Origin of the sequence: Reyranella sp., from assembly GCF_965228225.1 — a bacterium.
In the GTDB taxonomy this organism is placed as follows: Bacteria; Pseudomonadota; Alphaproteobacteria; order Reyranellales; family Reyranellaceae; genus Reyranella.
In genome coordinates this window covers 3,011,046-3,028,949 of sequence record NZ_OZ245801.1, presented here as the reverse complement: position 1 = coordinate 3,028,949, position 17,904 = coordinate 3,011,046, and the positions used below count along the sequence as shown (strand labels likewise).

Sequence of the window (17,904 nt, the reverse complement as noted above, 5' to 3'; positions counted from 1 at the left end):
CATCAGATAATGGCGTCGCCGTCCTTCAGGAAGGCTTCGAGGGCACGCTCGTGCGGCTCGAGGTCGAGGCCCTGCGCGGCGACCCATTCGTCGTTGTAGTAAGTATTTCCGTACCGTTCCCCACCGTCGCAGATCAGCGATACCAGAGAGCCCGTGCGGCCCTCCGCCTTCATGCGCGACGTGAGGATGCACAGGGCCACGAAGTTCGTGCCGGTCGAACCGCCCACCTTGCGGCCGAGCAGGCGTGAGAGGACGCGCATGCCGGCCAACGACTGCGCGTCCGGCACCCGCATCATGCGATCGATCATGTTGGGCAGGAACGAGGGCTCGACCCTCGGCCGACCGATCCCCTCGATTCGCGAGCCGCGCTCGCAGGTCGCCTGAAGATTGCCTTTGGCGAAGGCCTCGAAGAAGACCGAGAACTCCGGGTCGGCGACGCAGAGCCGCGTGGCGTATCTCATGTAGCGGATGTACCGGCCGAGCGTCGCCGTGGTGCCGCCGGTCCCGGCACTCATCACGATCCAGGTCGGCACCGGATGGGGCTCGCGGCTCATCTGCTCGAAGATCGATTCAGCGATGTTGTTGTTGCCGCGCCAGTCGGTGGCCCGCTCGGCATAGGTGAACTGGTCGACGTAGACGCCGCGCAACTCGATCGCCAGGGCCTCGGCGGCGGCGTAAATCCCGCGACCGTCGGCGACCAGATGGCACGTGCCGTGCTGGCGTTCGATCTCCGCGATCTTCTCCGCCGAGGTCGAAGCCGACATCACGGCATGGAAGGGCAGGCCCAGCAGGCGGGCGAAGTAGGCCTCCGAGATCGCCGTCGACCCCGACGAGGCCTCGACGATCGGCGTGTCCTGCCGGATCCGGCCATTGCAGATGCCGTAGAGGAACAGCGAGCGGGCCAGCCGGTGCTTGAGGCTGCCCGTGGGATGGGTCGATTCGTCCTTGAGATAGACGTCGATCCCCTCGAGTACCGGCAGATCGAGCCGCAGCAGGTGCGTATCGGCCGATCTTCGCTGGTCGTTGCGGATCAGGTCCAGCGCGCGGCGTGACCATTCGGCATCGTTGTGACGGGCGACCGCCTCGTCGAGAAGCTGCATGTGCGTCATGGTCGGTCGCCCGTTTCCGGCTGATGCCCTCAGCCGCCGATGATCTTCTTCTCGATCATGCAGTGGATGCCCTTGTTGCCATCCACCGTCTGCGTGACGTGCAGGTCGGCCTGCAGGCTGCAGAGCATGTAGGCGTCCTCGGGCTTGAGGCCGGTCTTGGCGGTGATCAGCCGGATCATGTCGCGCAGCGCTTCCTTGGCGGCGTCGTCGAGGTCCTGGTCGAAACCGTGGGTGATCCAGTGCGTCGCCGTCTCGGCGCGCGGGTTGTTGAGCTTCATGCCCTTGTGCAGCGTGAACTTGAAGGTGCCGCTCAGGCTGGTCTCGAGCGCCGTCAGGTTGACCTCGCCGTCGCCCTGGACGCCATGGCCGTCGCCGGTCGAGAACAGGCCACCGTCGGCGAAGACGGGGAAGTAGACCGTGGTGCCGACCCGGAAATGCTTGTTGTCGATGTTGCCGCCGAAGGCGCGCGGCTCGACCGAGCTGCACTGGCCCCATTCCGGCGGCGGGGCGACGCCCATGATGCCGAAGAACGGCTTGAGCTCGATCTCGGTGCCCCAGGGCATGGTGCAGACGCCGCGGTTGGAATCGATCGGGATGTGGGTCAGGCGGAAGAAGGGGAAGTCCTCGGGCAGGGTGCCCATCAGCGGCCGCTGCACGTTCCAGCCCCAGTTGGTGCGGAACTTGATGTCGAGCACCTCGACCGCCAGCACGTCGCCGCGCTCGGCGCCCTCGACGTGGACGGGCCCGGTCAGGATGTGCCGGCCGATATGCGGCTTCAGCTTGGAGAGGATCTCGCGATGTTCGGGCAGCACGTTGTAGGGTTCGCCCGGCAGGATCTCGGCGGCGCCCGACACGCAATGGATCGTGGCCGTATCGCCCGACTTGATGCGGAGCTGCGGCGGGAGCTGGCTGTCGAAATAGCCCCAGTGGCAGGTCTCGGGCGAAGAATGCAGCTCGTGGTTGGCCATTTCGATCCTCAAATGTAGTGTCCTGCGCCCGAAGCACATACCGTGCCCGGGGAATCATCTCAAATCGGCCGAGAATGTCACCGTGAACTACCGCCACGGCTATCACGCCGGCAACTTTGCCGACCTGCTGAAGCACACCGCGCTCTGCGAGCTGCTGCGCCTGTTGACGGCCAAGGACAAGAAGCTGTTCGTGCTCGACACCCATGCCGGCGCCGGGGGCTATGACCTCGCGGGCTCGCAGGCGCGCCGCACCGGCGAGGCGGAGGCGGGCATAGGCCGCCTGATGAGCGAGAGCCGAACCGGGATGCCGGCCGCCGTCGCGCGCTATCTCGCGGCGGTTCAGGCCTACGATCGCAAGTTCGGGCCGCCGGGCGGCGTGCTCCATCGCTATCCCGGCTCGCCGCGACTGGTCCGCGCCGCCCTGCGGCCGGGTGACCGCTTCCTCGCCTGCGAGAGACATCCAGAAGAGGCGTTGCTTCTCAAGCGTGAGTTCGCCGGCGACCGCGCCGTCGAGGTTCGGCAGGCCGATGGCTATCGCGCGATCAAGGCGACGCTGCCGCCGGTCGAGCGCCGTGCCCTGGTTCTGATCGACCCGCCCTTCGAGGCGACCGACGAGTTCGAGGTGCTGACGTGGGCGGTTCGCCACGGGCTGCGCCGCCTGGCCACCGGCTGCTTCGCGATCTGGTACCCGATCAAGGACGAGGCGGCCGTCGCATCCTTCATGGCATCGCTGGCGGAGGAGAATTACCTGCGCCTGGAACTCGACCTTGGCCCTCGGACCCCCGACGGAAAGCTCGCGGCCTGCGGGCTGGTCGTGATCAATCCCCCCTGGAAGTTCGAAGAGGCCATGCGCGAGGCCTTGCCCTGGATCGCAGCGCGTCTCGGCGACGGCGCGAGTTCGAGCGTCTTCGCTTCGCCGAGCGAGGTGCCGGCCCAGGCGTGATGCAGCGAAACGGCGGGGCTACTTCTTGCCGTCGGCGCTCTTCTCCGGCCGCCATCCCCAGGCTTCGTAGGCGGCTTCGAGGATCCGCGGGTCCAGTTCATGGTCCTCGATCTTGACGCCTTCGCCCAGACGGTCCGCGACGATCTTCAGGCCCTTGAGACGGGCATGCATCTTCTCGTCGCTGGCGACGACATGCCAGGGGGCGTGTTCGGTGTCCGTGCGTTCCAGCATGTCGTCATAGGCGTCGAGATACTGTTTGCGCTTGGCGATGTTGCGAAAATCCTCGAGGCCGATCTTGTAATGCTTGCTGGGCTTGCTCAGCCGCTCGATCATCCGCCGCTTCTGTTCCTCGGCGCTGACATGCACCAGCAGCTTCACGATGCGCACGCCATCGTCGGCGAGCTGTCGCTCGAATTCGTTGATCTCCCGGTAGGCGCGCTCCCAGGCCGACTTCTCGCAGAAGCCCTCTATGCGCTCCACCAGGACGCGACCGTACCAGGTGCGGTCGAATATGGCCCAGTTGCCGGGGGCCGGCAGGCGGTTCCAGAAGCGCCAGAGATAGTGCCGGCCCTGCTCTTCGGGCGTCGGCGCCCCGATGCGCCAGACCTGCACCGATTTCGGCTCCAGTCCCGCCACCATCCGCTCGATCATGCCGCCTTTGCCGGCGGCGTCCCAGCCGTCGAGGCAGATCAGCACCCGTCCGCCCGTCCGCAGGTCGTGAATATGGAGGTCGAGCAGCCGATCCTGCAGTTTCTTGATCTGGCGTTCGTAACTCTGCTTGTCTATCGGACCGTCGATCATCTCGATCTTGTCCAGCCGTGGCCACTTGCCCATCCGGTCCTCCCGGCCGGATCGTGACAGCGGCGTGGCGTCGAGGCAATGCACGGAGATTGACAGCGGTAACCTGCGCGACGACTAATCTTCGCCGATGGCCGAAGCGGAACCCACAATTCGTTACACCGAGCGGGCGGGCAAGCCCGTCATGGAGGTCGGCGGGACCTGGACGGTGTTCAGCGTCCGCGGCATCCGCAAGAAAGCCGAGAGCGCTCTTGCGGGCGCCGGCGTCCGCTCGAAGGATCGTCCTGCCATCGATGCGACCGGGGTCGGGCGCGTCGACACCGCCGGCGCGCTCGAGATCCTGGAAATTTCCGGGTGCGGACCCGATGCCGAGGTGCAGACCCGGACCGAGGCGCAGGCCGCTCTCTTCAAGGTCGTCCGCGAAAATATGTGCCAGGCCCAGCCGGACCGTCGGGTCAATTGGCTGGCACATTGGCTGGAGGAGGTCGGCCACGGAACGATCGACTTCTACAAACAGGTCCTCAATCTCTGCGCCTTCTTCGGCGAGATCCTCGTCGTGGTCGTCGAGGCCGTCCTGCAGCCCAAGCGTTTCCGCCCGAACGCCATCATCCGGCAGATGTACGAGGTCTGGATTCGCGCCCTCGTGATCGTGGGCGTGCTTTGCTTTCTGATCGGCGTGGTCATCGCCTACCAGGGCGTCCAGCAACTTCGGCAGTTCGGGGCCGAGACCTTCACCGTCGAGGCCGTGGGTATCGGCATGTTCCGCGAACTGGGGCCGCTGCTGACCGCGATCATCGTCGCCGGTCGCTCCGGCAGCGCGTTCACGGCCCAGATCGGCACCATGCAGGTCAACCAGGAGGTCGATGCGATGCGCACGATCGGCCTCAATCCCGTCGAATGGCTGGTCCTGCCGCGCATCAGCGCGCTCTTGATATCGATGCCGCTGCTCGCCTTCTGGGGGGACATGGCGGGCCTGCTGGGCGGCGCGGTCGCCTGCACCATCTATCTCGACTTCACCTTCGTGCAGTTCTTCGACAGGCTGCGAGACACGGTGGGCGCGTGGCACTTCTATACCGGAATGATCAAGGCGCCGGTTTTCGGCGTCGTGATCGCCACCATCGGCTGCTTCGAAGGGCTCCAGGTACGCGGCAGTGCCGAAAGCGTGGGCCAGCTCACGACCAAGTCGGTGGTGGAATCGATCTTCTGCGTGATCGTGCTGGACGCAGTGTTCTCGATCATCTTCCTGCTCGCCGGCGTCTGATGCCCGAAGGCGCGCAGCTGGAAGGGGGGCAGATCGTCGATCACAGCGATGGCAGGGAGGTCGTGCTGCGCCTGCGCGGCATCCGCACGCAGTTCGGCGATAAAGTGATCCACGACCATCTAGATTTCGACGTATTCCGCGGCGAGATTGTCGGGCTGGTCGGCGGTTCGGGTACTGGCAAGTCGGTCCTTCTTCGAACCATCATCGGCCTGAACCAGGCGCGCGAGGGCACGATCGAGATGCTCGGGGTCGATACCAGCACCCTGCAGGGCAAAGCGCAGCGCCAGATGCTGGCGCGTACCGGCGTCCAGTTCCAGGACGGCGCGCTGTTCTCCTCGCTCAGCGTCACCGAGAACATCATCGTGCCGATCCGCGAGCATGCCGAACTCGAAGAGCAGACCATGCGCGACATCGCGGCCCTCAAGGTGGCCTTGGTCGGTCTTCCGGGCGATACCGGCGAGAAGAAGCCGTCGGAACTTTCTGGTGGCATGCGTAAACGTGCCAGCCTGGCCCGGGCGCTGGCGCTCGATCCGGAACTCCTGTTCCTCGACGAGCCGACTGCCGGTCTGGATCCGATCGGCGCCGCGCATTACGACGAGTTGGTGAAGGGCCTGAGCCACAATCTCGGGCTGACCGTCCTGATGGTCACGCACGACCTCGATAGCCTCAATGCAATTTGCGACCGCATTGCAGTCCTTCTCGACAAGCGCGTCGTGGTGGGTACGATGGCGGAATTGCTGGAATACGACCATCCTTGGGTCCGGGAATACTTCCACGGACCGCGTGGGCGCGCAGCGCGGCGGGAGCAGAAGTAATATCGGATGGAAAGAAAATCGCCCTACGTGCTGATTGGCGCGGCGATGATCCTGTTCGTCGCCGCCCTGGCCGGATTCGTCATCTGGAAGCTGCGCGCGGGCGATCGCACGTCGTACGCCTACTATGACATCCTCTTTTCCGGCGACGTGCAGGGACTGACCAAGGATTCGCCCGTCTTCTATCGCGGTCTGCGCGTCGGACGCGTTGCGGACATCCAGCTCACGTCGCGGGCGGAGACCCAGCGCTCGACCGGCCGGGAACGCCTCACCGAAAAGATCGAAGTCACGGTGGCGGTCGACTGGTCCATCGACATCCGCGACCGCTCCTATGCCGTCTTCGAGAAGCCGTTCATCGCCGGCTCGCCCTTCATCCAGATCGTCGGACGCCTCGACGTCGACCAGGTCAAGCCCAAGAAGAAGCTCGGCGATAAGCCCTACCCGGAGATTCGCGAGGGCGCCTCCTTCCTCCAGGCGACGTCGACCTCGGCCCAGGAACTGCTGACCAAGGCCAGCACCACGGTGGACCGCCTGAACGACCTGCTGAGCCCGGACAATATCGGCGCCGTCACCGATACGCTGCGCAACCTGCAGACGGCGACCGACGCCTTCGCCAAGTCCGACGGCGCCATTCAGACGACCCTGGCCGAACTGCCGGGGGCGATCGCCGATTTCCGCAAGACATTCACCAAGCTGAACGAGCTTTCGGATTCGTTCACCTTGATCGCACAGGAAATCGGCCCCCAGGATGCCGCAACGCGCAAGGCGCTCGCCGGCAAGGATCCGGGCGAACTGCGCAAGACCCTGAACGAGACCCGGGCGGCGCTGGCCAACATCAACGCCGCCGCCAACCAGCTGAACAAACTGGTCGCCGACAACAGCCGCCCGATCAAGAATTTCACCGAGATCGGTCTCACCGAGTTCTCGCTGGCGCTGCGGGATCTGCGTCAGCTCACCGCCAACCTGAACGTCATCGCCACACGACTGGAGCGCGACCCGGCCAACTTCGTGTTCAGCGGCAAGCAGGGATACACGCCGAAATGATCCGTTGCCTGGCTGCCTGCGCGGCCGCCGTTGCCCTCCTGTCGGGCTGCTCGTTCGTCAGCGCCGTCGATTCGGTGGGCGATCCGACCGACCTCTACACCGTCTCGCCCAAGAGCACCTTCGACGCCGATATGCCCTCGGTCTACTGGCAGCTCGCGGTGGAGGCACCAGTGGCGGCGGCGAACCTCGACACCGGCCGCATCGCCATCGCGATGACGCCGACCTCGACGGACTATTACGCAAAGGTGGCGTGGACCGACCGGGCGCCGCTGATGGTCCAGACCCGGATCGTCGATTCCTTCGAGAACACCCGCAAGATCGTCGCGGTGTCGCGCGAGTCGATCGCGCTGCGGGCGAACTACGTGTTGCAGCCCGACCTGCGCAATTTCGAGGCCATGTATTTCTACGGCATGCCGCCGATCGTGAAGGTGCGCATCATCGCCAAGCTGGTGCGTATGCCCGACCGGCAGATCATCGGCGTCGCCTCCTTCGAACGCTGCGTTCGGGCGCGCGCCGACAAGGTGCCGAAAGTCGTCGAAGCCTTCGATCAGGCCCTCGGCAGTGTGATCAAGCAGCTGGTGTCCTGGACGCTCCGGACGCCCCCGCCGCAGCCGCCGAGCGAGTTCGCGCCCTACGACATTGCGCGCTATCGTAATCCGGCCAACGCCATCATCGACAGCGCCAATTGCCCGAAGGGCCACGACGCCTCGATGGTGCCGTACACGGACGAATAGGCGGGAGAAGCGCGCTCAGGCGCGCTTCTCGACCATCGACCAGGCGAGGTCGGCCATCGCGCGGGCGCGGTTGCCGTATTTCGTCGCCGTTTCCGACGAGGCGTTTCCGTCGAGCCCGCGCTTGTAGACGCCCTGCACGATGGCGGCGAGGCGGAACAGGGAAAAAGCGAGATAAAACTCCCAGGCCGGCACTCCCTTGCGGCCGGTCCGGCGGGCATAGGCGGCGAGATATTCCTGCTCGGTCGGAATGCCGAACGCGGTCAGGTCCTGGCCGGCATAGCCGCCGGAAGCGCCGAAACCCTCGCCGAAATGGTACATCATGCAGTTGTAGCCGAGGTCGGCCAGCGGATGGCCGAGCGTCGAGAGTTCCCAGTCCAGCACGGCGATGACGCGGGGCTCGGTCGGGTGCACGATCGTATTGCCGAGGCGATAGTCACCGTGGTTGATGCGCGTCTCGTCGCCGGGCGGGATGTTCTCCGGCAGCCACTTCTTCAGCGCTTCCATCGACGGGATTTCTTCGGTGCGGGCGAGATCGTACTGGCTCGACCAGCGGGCGACCTGGCGCTGGATGTACTGGCCCTCACGGCCATAGTCGCCGAGACCGACGGCGCGATAGTCGACATTGTGCAGGCGTGCCAGCACATCGTTCATCGAGTCGAAGATCTTGCCGCGATCGGCCGGCGAGACGCCCGGCATGCGCACGTCGGCGAAGACCCGGCCCGGCAGGAACTGCATGATGTAGAAGGCCGTGCCGATGACCGAATCATCCTGGCAGAGCGCGTAGGGCTTCGGAACGGGCACGTCCGTATGGTCGGCCAAGGCCTTGATCACGCGATATTCGCGGTCGACCTGGTGGGCCGAGGGCAGCAGCTTGCCCGGCGGCTTCTTGCGCAGGACGTACATGCTGCCGGCGCCATCGGTGACGTGGAAGGTCGGGTTGCTCTGGCCCCCCTCGAACTGAAGGATGCTGATCGGGCCGCGATAGCCCTCGACATTGGCCTTCATGTAGTCGGCGAGCCGTGCTTCGTCGAATACGTGGGCCTGGCGGACGGGCGTGAGATTGTCGGGCAGATTGGACATGGGACTCTTCTAGAACCGTGGCATCGGGAATTCGAGACGCGTTTGCGGTCGGGTCCGCAGGGCGGTCACGAGGCGGTCAATTGATGTTGCGCTGCCGGCCTTCCCAGTAGGGCTTGCGCAACTCGCGCTTCAGGATCTTGCCGGTTGGGTTGCGGGGCAGGGCGTCGATGAAGTCGACCGATTTGGGCAGCTTGTAGCCGGCGATGCGTTCCCGCGCCCAGCCGATGAGTTCGGCGGGCGTCGGGTCGGTGCCGGGCTTGCGCACCACGACGGCCTTCACCGCTTCGCCCCAGCGTTCGTCGGGAACGCCGATCACCGCCACGTCGGCGACGCCCGGATGGCCGAACAGGGCGCTCTCCACCTCCGCCGGGTAGATGTTCTCGCCGCCCGAGACGATCATGTCCTTCACGCGGTCGTGAATGAACAGGTAGCCCTTGTCGTCGAGGAAGCCCGCGTCGCCGGTGAACAGCCAGTCGCCTTGAATTGCGCGCCGGGTGGCGTCGGGCAGACGCCAGTAGCCGGCCATCACCTGCGGCGAACGGACCGCGATCTCGCCGACCTTGCCCGCCGGCACGTCGGCGCCGGCATCGTCGACGATGCGCAGCTCGACGCCCACCTGGGCATAACCGCAGGACAGGAGCTTTCTTGCGTCCGACGGGTCGTGATCCTCGGGCGGCAGCAGGGTGATGGCGCCGGTCGTCTCGGTTAGGCCGTAGACCTGCTGGAATCCGCACCCGAAGATCGACAAGGCCTGCTTCAACAGCTCTCCCGGGATCGGCGCCGCGCCGTAGACGATCAGGCGAAGGCTCGACAGGTCAGTTTCGCGGATTTGCGGTGCCTGCACCAGGAAGAGGATCATCGCCGGCACCAGCAGCATCACCTCGATGCGGTCGTGTTCGATGATCTCCAGCACCCGCGCGGGCACGAACTCCCTGACGACGTGATTGGTCGCGCCCGCGTAGAGGCCGGCGATGGCCCAGCCCGCGCCCCCGATATGGAACATCGGCAGGCAGACGATGTTCTGGGTCCCGGGTTTCAGGAGCCAGCTGCGCGTCCATTGCTCGAACATGAAGGCGAAGTTGGCGTTGGTCAGTTCGGCACCCTTCGGCAGGCCGGTGGTGCCGCTGGTGTAGAACTGCACGGCTGTGTCGCGCGGGCGCGCGGGCAGATGCGGGTCGATGTCGGGGTGCCGGTCGCGCCAGTCCGCGAAGGCCTGCCAATCGCCGTGGCGGGGGCCCAGGGACACGATCCTGCGCACGCTCTTCAGCCGGTTGCGGATCGCCTCGACGACGGGGAAGTATTCCTCGCCGACGAACAGCATCTCGGCCTCGGCATCGTTCACGATCTGCAGGACCTCGGGGGCGGCCAGGCGCCAGTTCACCGAGACCATCACGGCGCCCGCCTTGGCGACGCCGAACAGCAGCTCGAAGAAGAGGTCGCTGCTCTTGTCGAGATGGGCGACGCGGACCTGCGGCTCGATGCCTTCGGCAAGGAGGCCGCTCGCGACGCGGCTGGAGGTGCGATCGAGTTCGCCGTAGGTCGTGGGCCGGCCTTCGTAGACGATCGCCACGCTGTCCGGACGTGCCGCGCCATGGACGCGCACGATGTCGGCCACGCCGACCATCTCGATGCTCATAGGACGCTTCCCCTGCGATATTGGCCCAGTCCCCTAGCGGTCGGGCAGCGTCATCCTTCGGTGATTTTGAAGTGAATTCAAGAGCTTGATGGCCTAGTGTCGACGGCGACGTGAGAGGCGATTCCGAGGGGCATGATGGGTAAGCGGATTCTGGTCACCGGCGGAGCAGGCTTCCTCGGCTCGCATCTCTGCGAGCGCCTGCTCGAGGCCGGGCACGACGTGCTCTGCGTCGACAACTATTTCACCGGCAGCAAGGCCAACGTGGTGGCCTGCCTCGACAATCCGCGCTTCGAGCTGATGCGCCACGACGTGACCTTCCCGCTCTATGTCGAGGTCGACGAGATCTACAATCTCGCCTGCCCGGCCTCGCCGATCCACTATCAGCACGATCCGGTGCAGACGACCAAGACCAGCGTCCACGGCGCCATCAACATGCTGGGCCTGGCCAAGCGGGTGCGGGCCAAGATCTTCCAGGCGTCGACCAGTGAGGTCTACGGCGACCCGACCGTTCATCCGCAGGTCGAGAGCTACCGCGGCAACGTCAATCCGCTGGGGCCGCGCGCCTGCTACGACGAGGGCAAGCGCTGCGCGGAGACCCTGTTCTTCGATTATCACCGCCAGCACGGGCTGCGCATCAAGGTGGCACGCATCTTCAACACCTACGGCCCGCGCATGCACCCCAACGACGGGCGCGTGGTGTCGAACTTCATCGTGCAGGCGCTGAAGGGACAGGACATCACCATCTACGGCGACGGCATGCAGACCCGGGCCTTCTGTTACGTCGACGACCTGCTCGACGGCTGGCAGCGCCTGATGGACCATACGCCCGACGACTTCACCGGGCCGGTGAACATCGGCAATCCGGTCGAGATGCCGATTCGCCACCTTGCCGAGAAGATCCTCGGCAAGGTCGGCGGCAAGAGCCGCCTCGTATTCGCGCCGTTGCCGGCCGACGATCCGATGCAGCGCTGCCCTGACATCACGCTCGCCCGCGAGGCGCTCAAGTGGGAGCCGAAGGTCGCGCTCGACGACGGGCTGACGAAGACGATCGCCTTCTTCGACGAGCTGCTGCAGAGCAACAGGGGCCTGAGCGGGATCGGCCGTTAGCCCTAATGCAAAGCGCCGCGAAGTTTCCTTCGCGGCGCGTTCGTAGTCCGGCTTTCCCGGCAGGTTACTGGGCCGCGAGGGCCTGCTTCGGCAGGGCGTTGACGACCGAGGCCTTGCCCGAGGTCATCTCGTCGTAGATCCACTTGTAGGTCTTCTCCATGCCGTCCTCGAGACGGATGGACGGGGCCCAGTTCATCAGCTTCTTGATCAGCGTATTGTCGCTGTTGCGGCCACGCACGCCCTTCGGGGCATCGAGCTTGTAGCTGCGCTTGAGCTTGATGCCGGCGATCTTCTCGACGATGTCGACCAGCGTGTTGATGCTGACCAGCTCGTCGCTGCCGATGTTCAGCGGCTCGATGATGTCGCTCTCGGCGAGCTTGATCGTGCCCTCGGTGCAGTCGTCGATGTACATGAACGAACGGGTCTGCTCGCCGTCGCCCCAGATCTCGATCTCGTGCTTGCCCGAGAGCTTGGCGGCGATGACCTTGCGGCACATCGCGGCCGGCGCCTTTTCGCGGCCGCCGTCATAGGTGCCTTCCGGCCCGTAGACGTTGTGGTAGCGGGCCACGCGGGTGGCGATGCCGTAGTCCTCGCGATAGTGGCGGGCCATGCGCTCGCTGAACAGCTTCTCCCAGCCGTAGCCGTCTTCGGGCAGGGCGGGGTAGGCGTCTTCTTCCTTCAGGGCCGTGACGTTGGCGTCGGTCTGTTTGTCGCCGTTGTAGACGCACGCCGAGGACGAATAGAAGAAGCGCGGCACGCCGGCTTCCTTGGCGGCGACGAGCATGTGGGTGCTGACGAGCACCGACAGCATGCATTCGGCCTTGTGGGTCTCGATGAAGCCCATGCCGCCCATGTCGGCGGCGAGATTGTAGATCATCGCGGCGCCCTGGGCGGCCTTGCGGCAGGGCTCGAGCTGGGCGAGATCGCCCACCTGGTTCTCGACGCCCGGGATCTTCTGGTACCACTCCTCGAGCGGCTTCACGTCGACGGCCCGGATCCTCGTGTGGCCGCGCTGTTGCAGAACCTTCACGAGGTGGCCGCCGATAAAGCCGCCGGCGCCGGTCACGACGACGAGATCATTCTTGGACATGCACGAGAGCCTTTCGATCGAAGCGAGGGGTTTTATCCGACTTGTCAACGACTTGCGAGGGTTGCGACGCGCCTCGGTCGAGCACGCGATCGGGGCCCCGGGAACCGAGGGGGCCGCTCGAGGCTGTCCGTTTGATCGGAAGTGCCGGCCTCGTCAAGCCGTCGACGCGCCGCATGCGCCATGCATGGTCTGCAGACGGTGCCACCTTCGCGGCTGCAATGCCCGCGAAAAAGCTGGTCCCTCGCAAAAATTGATCTATACCAACCACATAGGCGTAGTTTCTCAAATGTCCGACCTGTTCGCATGACCTACATTCTCGGCCTCAACGCCTATCACGCCGATGCGGCCGCCTGCCTGGTGAAGGATGGCGAGCTGGTTGCGGCGGTGGAGGAGGAGCGGTTCCGCCGCATCAAGCACTGGGGCGGTTTCCCCAGTGAGTCGATCCGGTATTGCCTGGCCGAGGCCGGCATCTCGCTGGCCGAAGTCGACCATGTCGCGGTCAACAGCGACAACACCGCCAACCGCTGGCGCAAGCTCGCCTTCGCCCTGACGTCGCGGGTCAGCCTGAACTACGTGATGAGCCGGTTGCGCAATCGCGGCGAGCGCGCCGACATCGCGGGAAACCTCAAGCGCCATCTGCCGGACCAGGAGTTCCGTGGCACCGCGCACATGGTCGAACACCATCTGTGCCATCTCGCATCGGCCTTCCTCGTGTCGCCGCATGACAGGGCGGTGGCGGTCTCGGTCGACGGCTTCGGCGACTTTTCCTCCGCGGCCTGGGGCCTGGGCGAAGGAGGAAACCTCTCGGTCGACGGCCGCGTCTATTTCCCGCATTCTCTGGGCGTCTTCTACGAGGCGATGACCCAGTTCATCGGGTTCCCGCACTATGGCGACGAATACAAGGTCATGGGCCTCGCGCCCTACGGCCAGCCGGCCTTCGTCGACCAGATGAAGGAGATCGTGCGTCTCCGGAACGACGGCACTTTCGCGCTCGACCTGCGCTACTTCCGCCATGCCTCGGGTGAGGGCGCCAACTATCAGGTCAAGGACGGCATCCCCTCGGGCGGGCGCCTGTGGAGCGACGAACTCGTCACGCTGCTGGGACCGGCCCGGGACCCGGAGGCGCCGCTCGAGGACAAGCACCGCGACATCGCGCGTTCCGCACAGGTGACCTACGAGAACGCCTTCTTCAACCTGCTGAACGCCCTGCATGCCCGCTACGGGACCGACGCCGTCGTGCTGGCCGGCGGCTGCGCCTACAATTCGGTGGCCAATGGCAAGGTTCTCGAGCGCACCCCGTTTCGGAAGCTCTACGTTCAGTCGGCCGGCGGCGATGCCGGCGGCGCGATCGGGGCGGCGTTCGCGACTTGGCACAAGACCGGCGGGGCTTCGGCCAAACGCCATTTCGTGATGGACCACGCCTATTGGGGCCCGTCGGCGACGCCGGACGAGATCGCAGCGGCCATCGCCCGGCGCCGGGCCGATTTCGACGCGGCCGGCTGCCGCATCGAGCGCATTGCCGACGAGGCGACGCTCTGCCGGCACACCGCGCAGGCGATCTCCGAGGGCAAGGTGATCGGCTGGTTCCAGGGGCGGCTGGAGTGGGGGCCGCGCGCGCTCGGCAACCGCTCGATCCTGGGCGATCCGCGCCGTGCGGACATGAAGGACATCCTCAACCTCAAGATCAAGCGGCGGGAATCCTTCCGGCCCTTCGCGCCTTCGATCCTGCGCGATGCCGTGCCGGACTGGTTCGAGACCGACGACGACGTGCCGTTCATGATGCAGGTCTTTCGCATCCGGGAGGAGAAGCGCAAGGAAATCCCGGCGGTCACTCATGTCGACGGGACCGGCCGTCTCCAGACCGTCACCTGGTCGGGCAATCCGCGCTATGCACGGCTGATCACGGCCTTCCGGGAACTCACGGGCGTGCCGATCGTGCTGAACACCAGCTTCAACGAGAACGAGCCCGTGGTCTGCAAGCCGGAGGAGGCGATCGACTGCTTCCTGCGGACCAAGATGGATGTCCTCGTGCTGGGCGACACGCTTATTCAGCGCTGACCGTGCAATTGGGCTATCCTGCTCTTCAGAGCATTCGGGCGGGGGGGACGGCATAGTGCGTGTACTGGTGGCGGGGGGTGCGGGCTATATCGGCTCGCATACATGCAAGGCGCTTGCGCGCGCAGGCCACCTGCCGATCGCCTACGACAACCTGCACACGGGCCATCCCTGGGCCGTGAAGTGGGGCCCGCTGGTCCGGGGCGACATCAACGATCCGGTGGCGCTCGGAGCGGCGATCCGAGAGCACAAGCCCGATGCGGTCATCAATTTCGCGGCGCTCGCCTATGTCGGCGAGTCGATGATCGAGCCGATGCGCTACTATCGTGCCAACGTTGGCGGCATGATTGCGCTGATCGAGGTCATGCGTGCGCATGGCGTCGGCTCCCTCGTGTTCAGCAGCAGTTGCGCGACCTATGGCGTGCCCGATGTCCTGCCGGTCGTCGAAGGCACCGTGCAGCTGCCGATCAACACCTACGGCCGCACCAAGCTGATGGGGGAGCAGATCCTGCGCGATGCCTGTACCGCCCACGGCCTGGCTGCGATCGCGCTGCGCTACTTCAATGCCGGCGGCGCCGATCCTGAGGGCGAGCTGGGCGAGGAGCACGATCCGGAGACACACATCATCCCTTTGGTGCTGCAGGCTGCGCACGGCATTCGGCCCGACATAGCCATCTTCGGGACGGACTACGATACGCCGGACGGCACCTGCGTCCGCGACTATGTGCATGTGACTGACCTTGCGGCGGCGCATGTCGCCGCGCTGTCACGCTGCGAGGCCGGTCGTTTTCAGGCCTACAATCTTGGCGGCGGACAAGGTGCGAGCATCGGCGAACTGGTCGACCGCGCGCGGCGTCTCACCGGCCGCGAGATCCGGACCGTCGCGGCGCCGCGGCGGCCGGGCGATCCTCCGGTGCTGGTGGCGGATGTCTCGCGGGCGCGGCAGGCGCTGGACTGGACGCCGGCCCATTCGGCGATCGACGACATCATCGGCAGCGCCTGGATGTGGATGACGGACAGCCGCAGCCGCGCGATGCAGGCGAAGGCCCGTTAGAGACGCCACGCATGGATCGCGACAGCATCACCCCGCTGCTGATCACCTTCAACGAGATCCAGAATATCGGGCGGACGCTGGCAAAACTCGACTGGGCCCGCCGCATCGTCGTGATCGACAGCGGCAGCACCGACGGCACGCTGGACGTGCTGGCCGCAAATCCGCAGGTGGAGATCGTCCACCGCCCGTTCGACAGTTTCGCCGAACAGTGCAATTTCGGTCTGGCGCAGATCCGTACCGACTGGGTCCTGTCGCTCGATGCCGACTACGAGCTGAGCGACGCTTTCGTCTCTGAACTGGCGGAGTTGCAGCCCGGTGCGGGCGACACCGGGTACAAGGCGGCGTTCATCTACCGGATCCACGGCCACCCGCTGCGCGGCACGCTGTACCCGCCGCGTACCGTGCTCTATCGCGTCGCAGGCGCGCGATACGAGAACGAGGGGCACGGCCATCGCATCCGCCTGCAGGGCCGCGTCGCGGCCCTCGAGGGCACGATCTACCACGACGATCGCAAGCCGCTGTCGCGCTGGCTGGCCTCGCAGCTCAAGTATGCTGCGCGCGAGGCGGCCCATCTGCTCGAGAGCCCGCGAGACCGGCTGGGCCGCGTCGATCGGATACGCCTGATGGGCTGGCCTGCGCCGGTCCTGGTGCTCGGCTACGTTCTGTTCGCGAAAGGCGCGATCCTCGACGGAAAGGCCGGCTGGTTCTACGCATTTCAGCGCCTGCTTGCAGAAGTCCTGCTGGCGCTCGAACTGCTGGACAGGCGCCTGTCGGCGCTGACCCAGTCTGCATGAATCAAAGGCTGAGCGGAGAACCCTCGAGGTCCTTGTCCGTTCCGGCGATCATCACGCGAATGGGGCTATTTCCCACCGCAAGTCCTGCCGGCAAACGAAGCTCGAAGCCACCAACCCCGTGGGGCGTCATCTTCTTCAGCCACGGCAGGAACTGATCGGCGTAGCAGCGCTGAACGGCTTGCCCGCCGACCCGGACTTCGATCGTCGCCAGCTGGTTCGGATCGTGGGCCAGGGCCCAACCTCTGAGGATGCCTTGTTCAGCCCGGTACACCTTGCCTCGGGCGAGCTTGCACGCGATTGTCGAAGGGCGTCCGCGATGATTCGTGAAATGGTCGAGGTTGGCTTCGACATGACGATAGAGGCACAGATCGTCGCCATTGAGCGCAACAATTCTGGATCGGACGGTCGAGTCGATCTCAGGTCGAGACGAACGGCCGGCGCCATTGTCGTGGCGCATCCGAAGTTCCACTCCAAGGTGCCGGGACAGCGCTCTGATCATATCGGGCATGAACTCGACCAGCCCGACAAACCCCAGTTTATGCAGGTCTGTTCCCCTCAGCTGCTGGCACTGAACATTGATCTGGTCGGGTGACTCGTAGAACTCTGCGAACGAACCGCTGAAGCTTTTCTCTCTGACGTGCATTCGATAACTGGACGCGACGCGCTCGACGGGATCACGCAGGAAGGTGACGACGGATGCCGCGTGAAAGGCACCGATCCAGTGCCGGATTGGATTCTGACTGCTGACGAGAAATCCAAGCCCCCGATCCGCTTCGCTGCGTAGTGCAATGATCTTCTCAGGGGTCCGAATGTCGGACTCAAAAGCGTTGATGATGTTGCCGGGGATCGTGGCGGTGCTTGCCGTACCTCCGAAGGCATCCAGGACGGTCCGCTGCGCGGCGATCAGCGTGGCGGTGTCTGCCCCGTAGTCGAATAATTTGACGGCACCCGGCAGCGACGCAGACAGCATATGGCGCATCGACGTGCCGGCGGTTTTAGGGATGTGGACGAACACCACATCTTTGATTTTCGGTTCCAACTCGGGGCGGGACGCTCTTATCGCGTTGTCGTCTTGGGGGAACGCCGCCGAAGCAACACTCGTCGCCGAGGCTCTTGGTGCGAACCACCGAGCGGGCCAAAAACTGCGGCTCATGGCCAGGAAGGATCAGCTCGTTGAACGCGCATCAATCTGGCCATTGGCTATTTATCATTCTGGTTGACTAACAATATACGGGGCCAACCAGAATGAAAAAAAAACCAGCTCGTGCCTTGCCGGTTCTGATCTGGGTTTTGCGGCGGCTGTCCCGCAGAACCGTTCACAGCAAGGTCCAACAAAAGGCTGGTGCCGGGTGAGGGGATCGAACCCCCGACCTTCGGTTTACAAAACCGCTGCACTACCGCTGTGCTAACCCGGCCCTC

General features: G+C 65.1%; 16 protein-coding genes and 1 tRNA gene. 9 read left to right on the top strand and 8 right to left on the bottom strand.

Annotated features, from left to right (window positions below):
* Window positions 1–2 precede the first annotated feature (2 nt).
* Window positions 3–1,109: a PLP-dependent cysteine synthase family protein gene (locus ACO07K_RS14635; RefSeq protein ID WP_422028979.1), complete on the bottom strand. Its 1,107-nt coding sequence runs from the start codon at window positions 1,107–1,109 to the stop codon at window positions 3–5.
* A 29-nt stretch (window positions 1,110–1,138) separates the two neighbouring features.
* On the bottom strand, window positions 1,139–2,077 hold the full coding sequence (locus tag ACO07K_RS14630; protein WP_422028977.1) for an acetamidase/formamidase family protein: 939 nt from the start codon (window positions 2,075–2,077) through the stop codon (window positions 1,139–1,141).
* Window positions 2,078–2,159: 82 nt separating this feature from the next.
* On the opposite strand from ACO07K_RS14630, the gene ACO07K_RS14625 reads away from it, so the two are divergent.
* Complete coding sequence (locus tag ACO07K_RS14625) at window positions 2,160–3,020, top strand: 23S rRNA (adenine(2030)-N(6))-methyltransferase RlmJ (RefSeq protein ID WP_422028975.1); 861 nt, start codon at window positions 2,160–2,162, stop codon at window positions 3,018–3,020.
* Window positions 3,021–3,038: 18 nt separating this feature from the next.
* On the opposite strand, the gene ACO07K_RS14620 is transcribed toward ACO07K_RS14625, so the two are convergent.
* Window positions 3,039–3,854, bottom strand: coding sequence for a polyphosphate kinase 2 family protein (locus ACO07K_RS14620; RefSeq protein WP_422028973.1), 816 nt, complete (start codon window positions 3,852–3,854; stop codon window positions 3,039–3,041).
* A gap of 94 nt (window positions 3,855–3,948) precedes the next feature.
* Here ACO07K_RS14620 and ACO07K_RS14615 point away from each other — a divergent pair, with 94 nt between their 5' ends.
* The 4 genes from ACO07K_RS14615 to ACO07K_RS14600 are packed head-to-tail and all read left to right on the top strand — an operon-like array spanning window position 3,949 to window position 7,669.
* Entirely contained in the window at window positions 3,949–5,079 is a 1,131-nt protein-coding gene (locus ACO07K_RS14615; protein ID WP_422028971.1) for an MlaE family ABC transporter permease, read from the top strand.
* Window positions 5,079–5,894 (top strand): ABC transporter ATP-binding protein, encoded by an 816-nt coding sequence (locus ACO07K_RS14610; RefSeq protein ID WP_422028969.1) that lies wholly within the window; start codon window positions 5,079–5,081, stop codon window positions 5,892–5,894. Before ACO07K_RS14615 ends, ACO07K_RS14610 begins: the two co-directional genes overlap by 1 nt.
* Before the next feature lie 6 nt (window positions 5,895–5,900).
* On the top strand, window positions 5,901–6,935 hold the full coding sequence (locus ACO07K_RS14605; protein WP_422028967.1) for an MlaD family protein: 1,035 nt from the start codon (window positions 5,901–5,903) through the stop codon (window positions 6,933–6,935).
* Window positions 6,932–7,669 carry an ABC-type transport auxiliary lipoprotein family protein gene (locus ACO07K_RS14600; RefSeq protein ID WP_422028965.1) on the top strand — a complete coding sequence of 246 codons (738 nt, stop codon included), beginning with the start codon at window positions 6,932–6,934 and terminating at the stop codon, window positions 7,667–7,669. The genes ACO07K_RS14605 and ACO07K_RS14600 overlap by 4 nt, the downstream gene beginning before the upstream one ends.
* Before the next feature lie 15 nt (window positions 7,670–7,684).
* Here the strand turns inward: ACO07K_RS14600 and ACO07K_RS14595 are convergent, their stop codons facing one another.
* Window positions 7,685–8,749 carry a phosphotransferase gene (locus ACO07K_RS14595; RefSeq protein WP_422028963.1) on the bottom strand — a complete coding sequence of 355 codons (1,065 nt, stop codon included), beginning with the start codon at window positions 8,747–8,749 and terminating at the stop codon, window positions 7,685–7,687.
* Window positions 8,750–8,825: 76 nt separating this feature from the next.
* A complete protein-coding gene (locus tag ACO07K_RS14590; protein ID WP_422028961.1) occupies window positions 8,826–10,385 on the bottom strand; it encodes a fatty acid--CoA ligase in 1,560 nt (519 codons plus the stop codon).
* A 132-nt stretch (window positions 10,386–10,517) separates the two neighbouring features.
* Here ACO07K_RS14590 and ACO07K_RS14585 point away from each other — a divergent pair, with 132 nt between their 5' ends.
* Window positions 10,518–11,492 carry a UDP-glucuronic acid decarboxylase family protein gene (locus ACO07K_RS14585; protein ID WP_422028959.1) on the top strand — a complete coding sequence of 325 codons (975 nt, stop codon included), beginning with the start codon at window positions 10,518–10,520 and terminating at the stop codon, window positions 11,490–11,492.
* A 64-nt stretch (window positions 11,493–11,556) separates the two neighbouring features.
* Here the strand turns inward: ACO07K_RS14585 and ACO07K_RS14580 are convergent, their stop codons facing one another.
* Window positions 11,557–12,582 carry an NAD-dependent epimerase/dehydratase family protein gene (locus tag ACO07K_RS14580; RefSeq protein WP_422028957.1) on the bottom strand — a complete coding sequence of 342 codons (1,026 nt, stop codon included), beginning with the start codon at window positions 12,580–12,582 and terminating at the stop codon, window positions 11,557–11,559.
* Between the two features lie 303 nt (window positions 12,583–12,885).
* Here ACO07K_RS14580 and ACO07K_RS14575 point away from each other — a divergent pair, with 303 nt between their 5' ends.
* Genes ACO07K_RS14575 through ACO07K_RS14565 form a run of 3 tightly spaced genes read left to right on the top strand, consistent with a single transcriptional unit; the run spans window position 12,886 to window position 16,485 of the window.
* On the top strand, window positions 12,886–14,640 hold the full coding sequence (locus ACO07K_RS14575) for a carbamoyltransferase (RefSeq protein ID WP_422028955.1): 1,755 nt from the start codon (window positions 12,886–12,888) through the stop codon (window positions 14,638–14,640).
* 55 nt (window positions 14,641–14,695) lie between these two features.
* Window positions 14,696–15,691 carry a UDP-glucose 4-epimerase GalE gene (gene galE, locus ACO07K_RS14570; RefSeq protein WP_422028953.1) on the top strand — a complete coding sequence of 332 codons (996 nt, stop codon included), beginning with the start codon at window positions 14,696–14,698 and terminating at the stop codon, window positions 15,689–15,691.
* An 11-nt stretch (window positions 15,692–15,702) separates the two neighbouring features.
* A complete protein-coding gene (locus ACO07K_RS14565; RefSeq protein ID WP_422028951.1) occupies window positions 15,703–16,485 on the top strand; it encodes a glycosyltransferase family 2 protein in 783 nt (260 codons plus the stop codon).
* 1 nt (window position 16,486) lies between these two features.
* Here the strand turns inward: ACO07K_RS14565 and ACO07K_RS14560 are convergent, their stop codons facing one another.
* Window positions 16,487–17,524 carry a hypothetical protein gene (locus tag ACO07K_RS14560; protein ID WP_422028949.1) on the bottom strand — a complete coding sequence of 346 codons (1,038 nt, stop codon included), beginning with the start codon at window positions 17,522–17,524 and terminating at the stop codon, window positions 16,487–16,489.
* Window positions 17,525–17,825: 301 nt separating this feature from the next.
* Window positions 17,826–17,900: transfer RNA gene (locus ACO07K_RS14555), tRNA-Thr, on the bottom strand.
* Window positions 17,901–17,904: the final 4 nt, after the last annotated feature.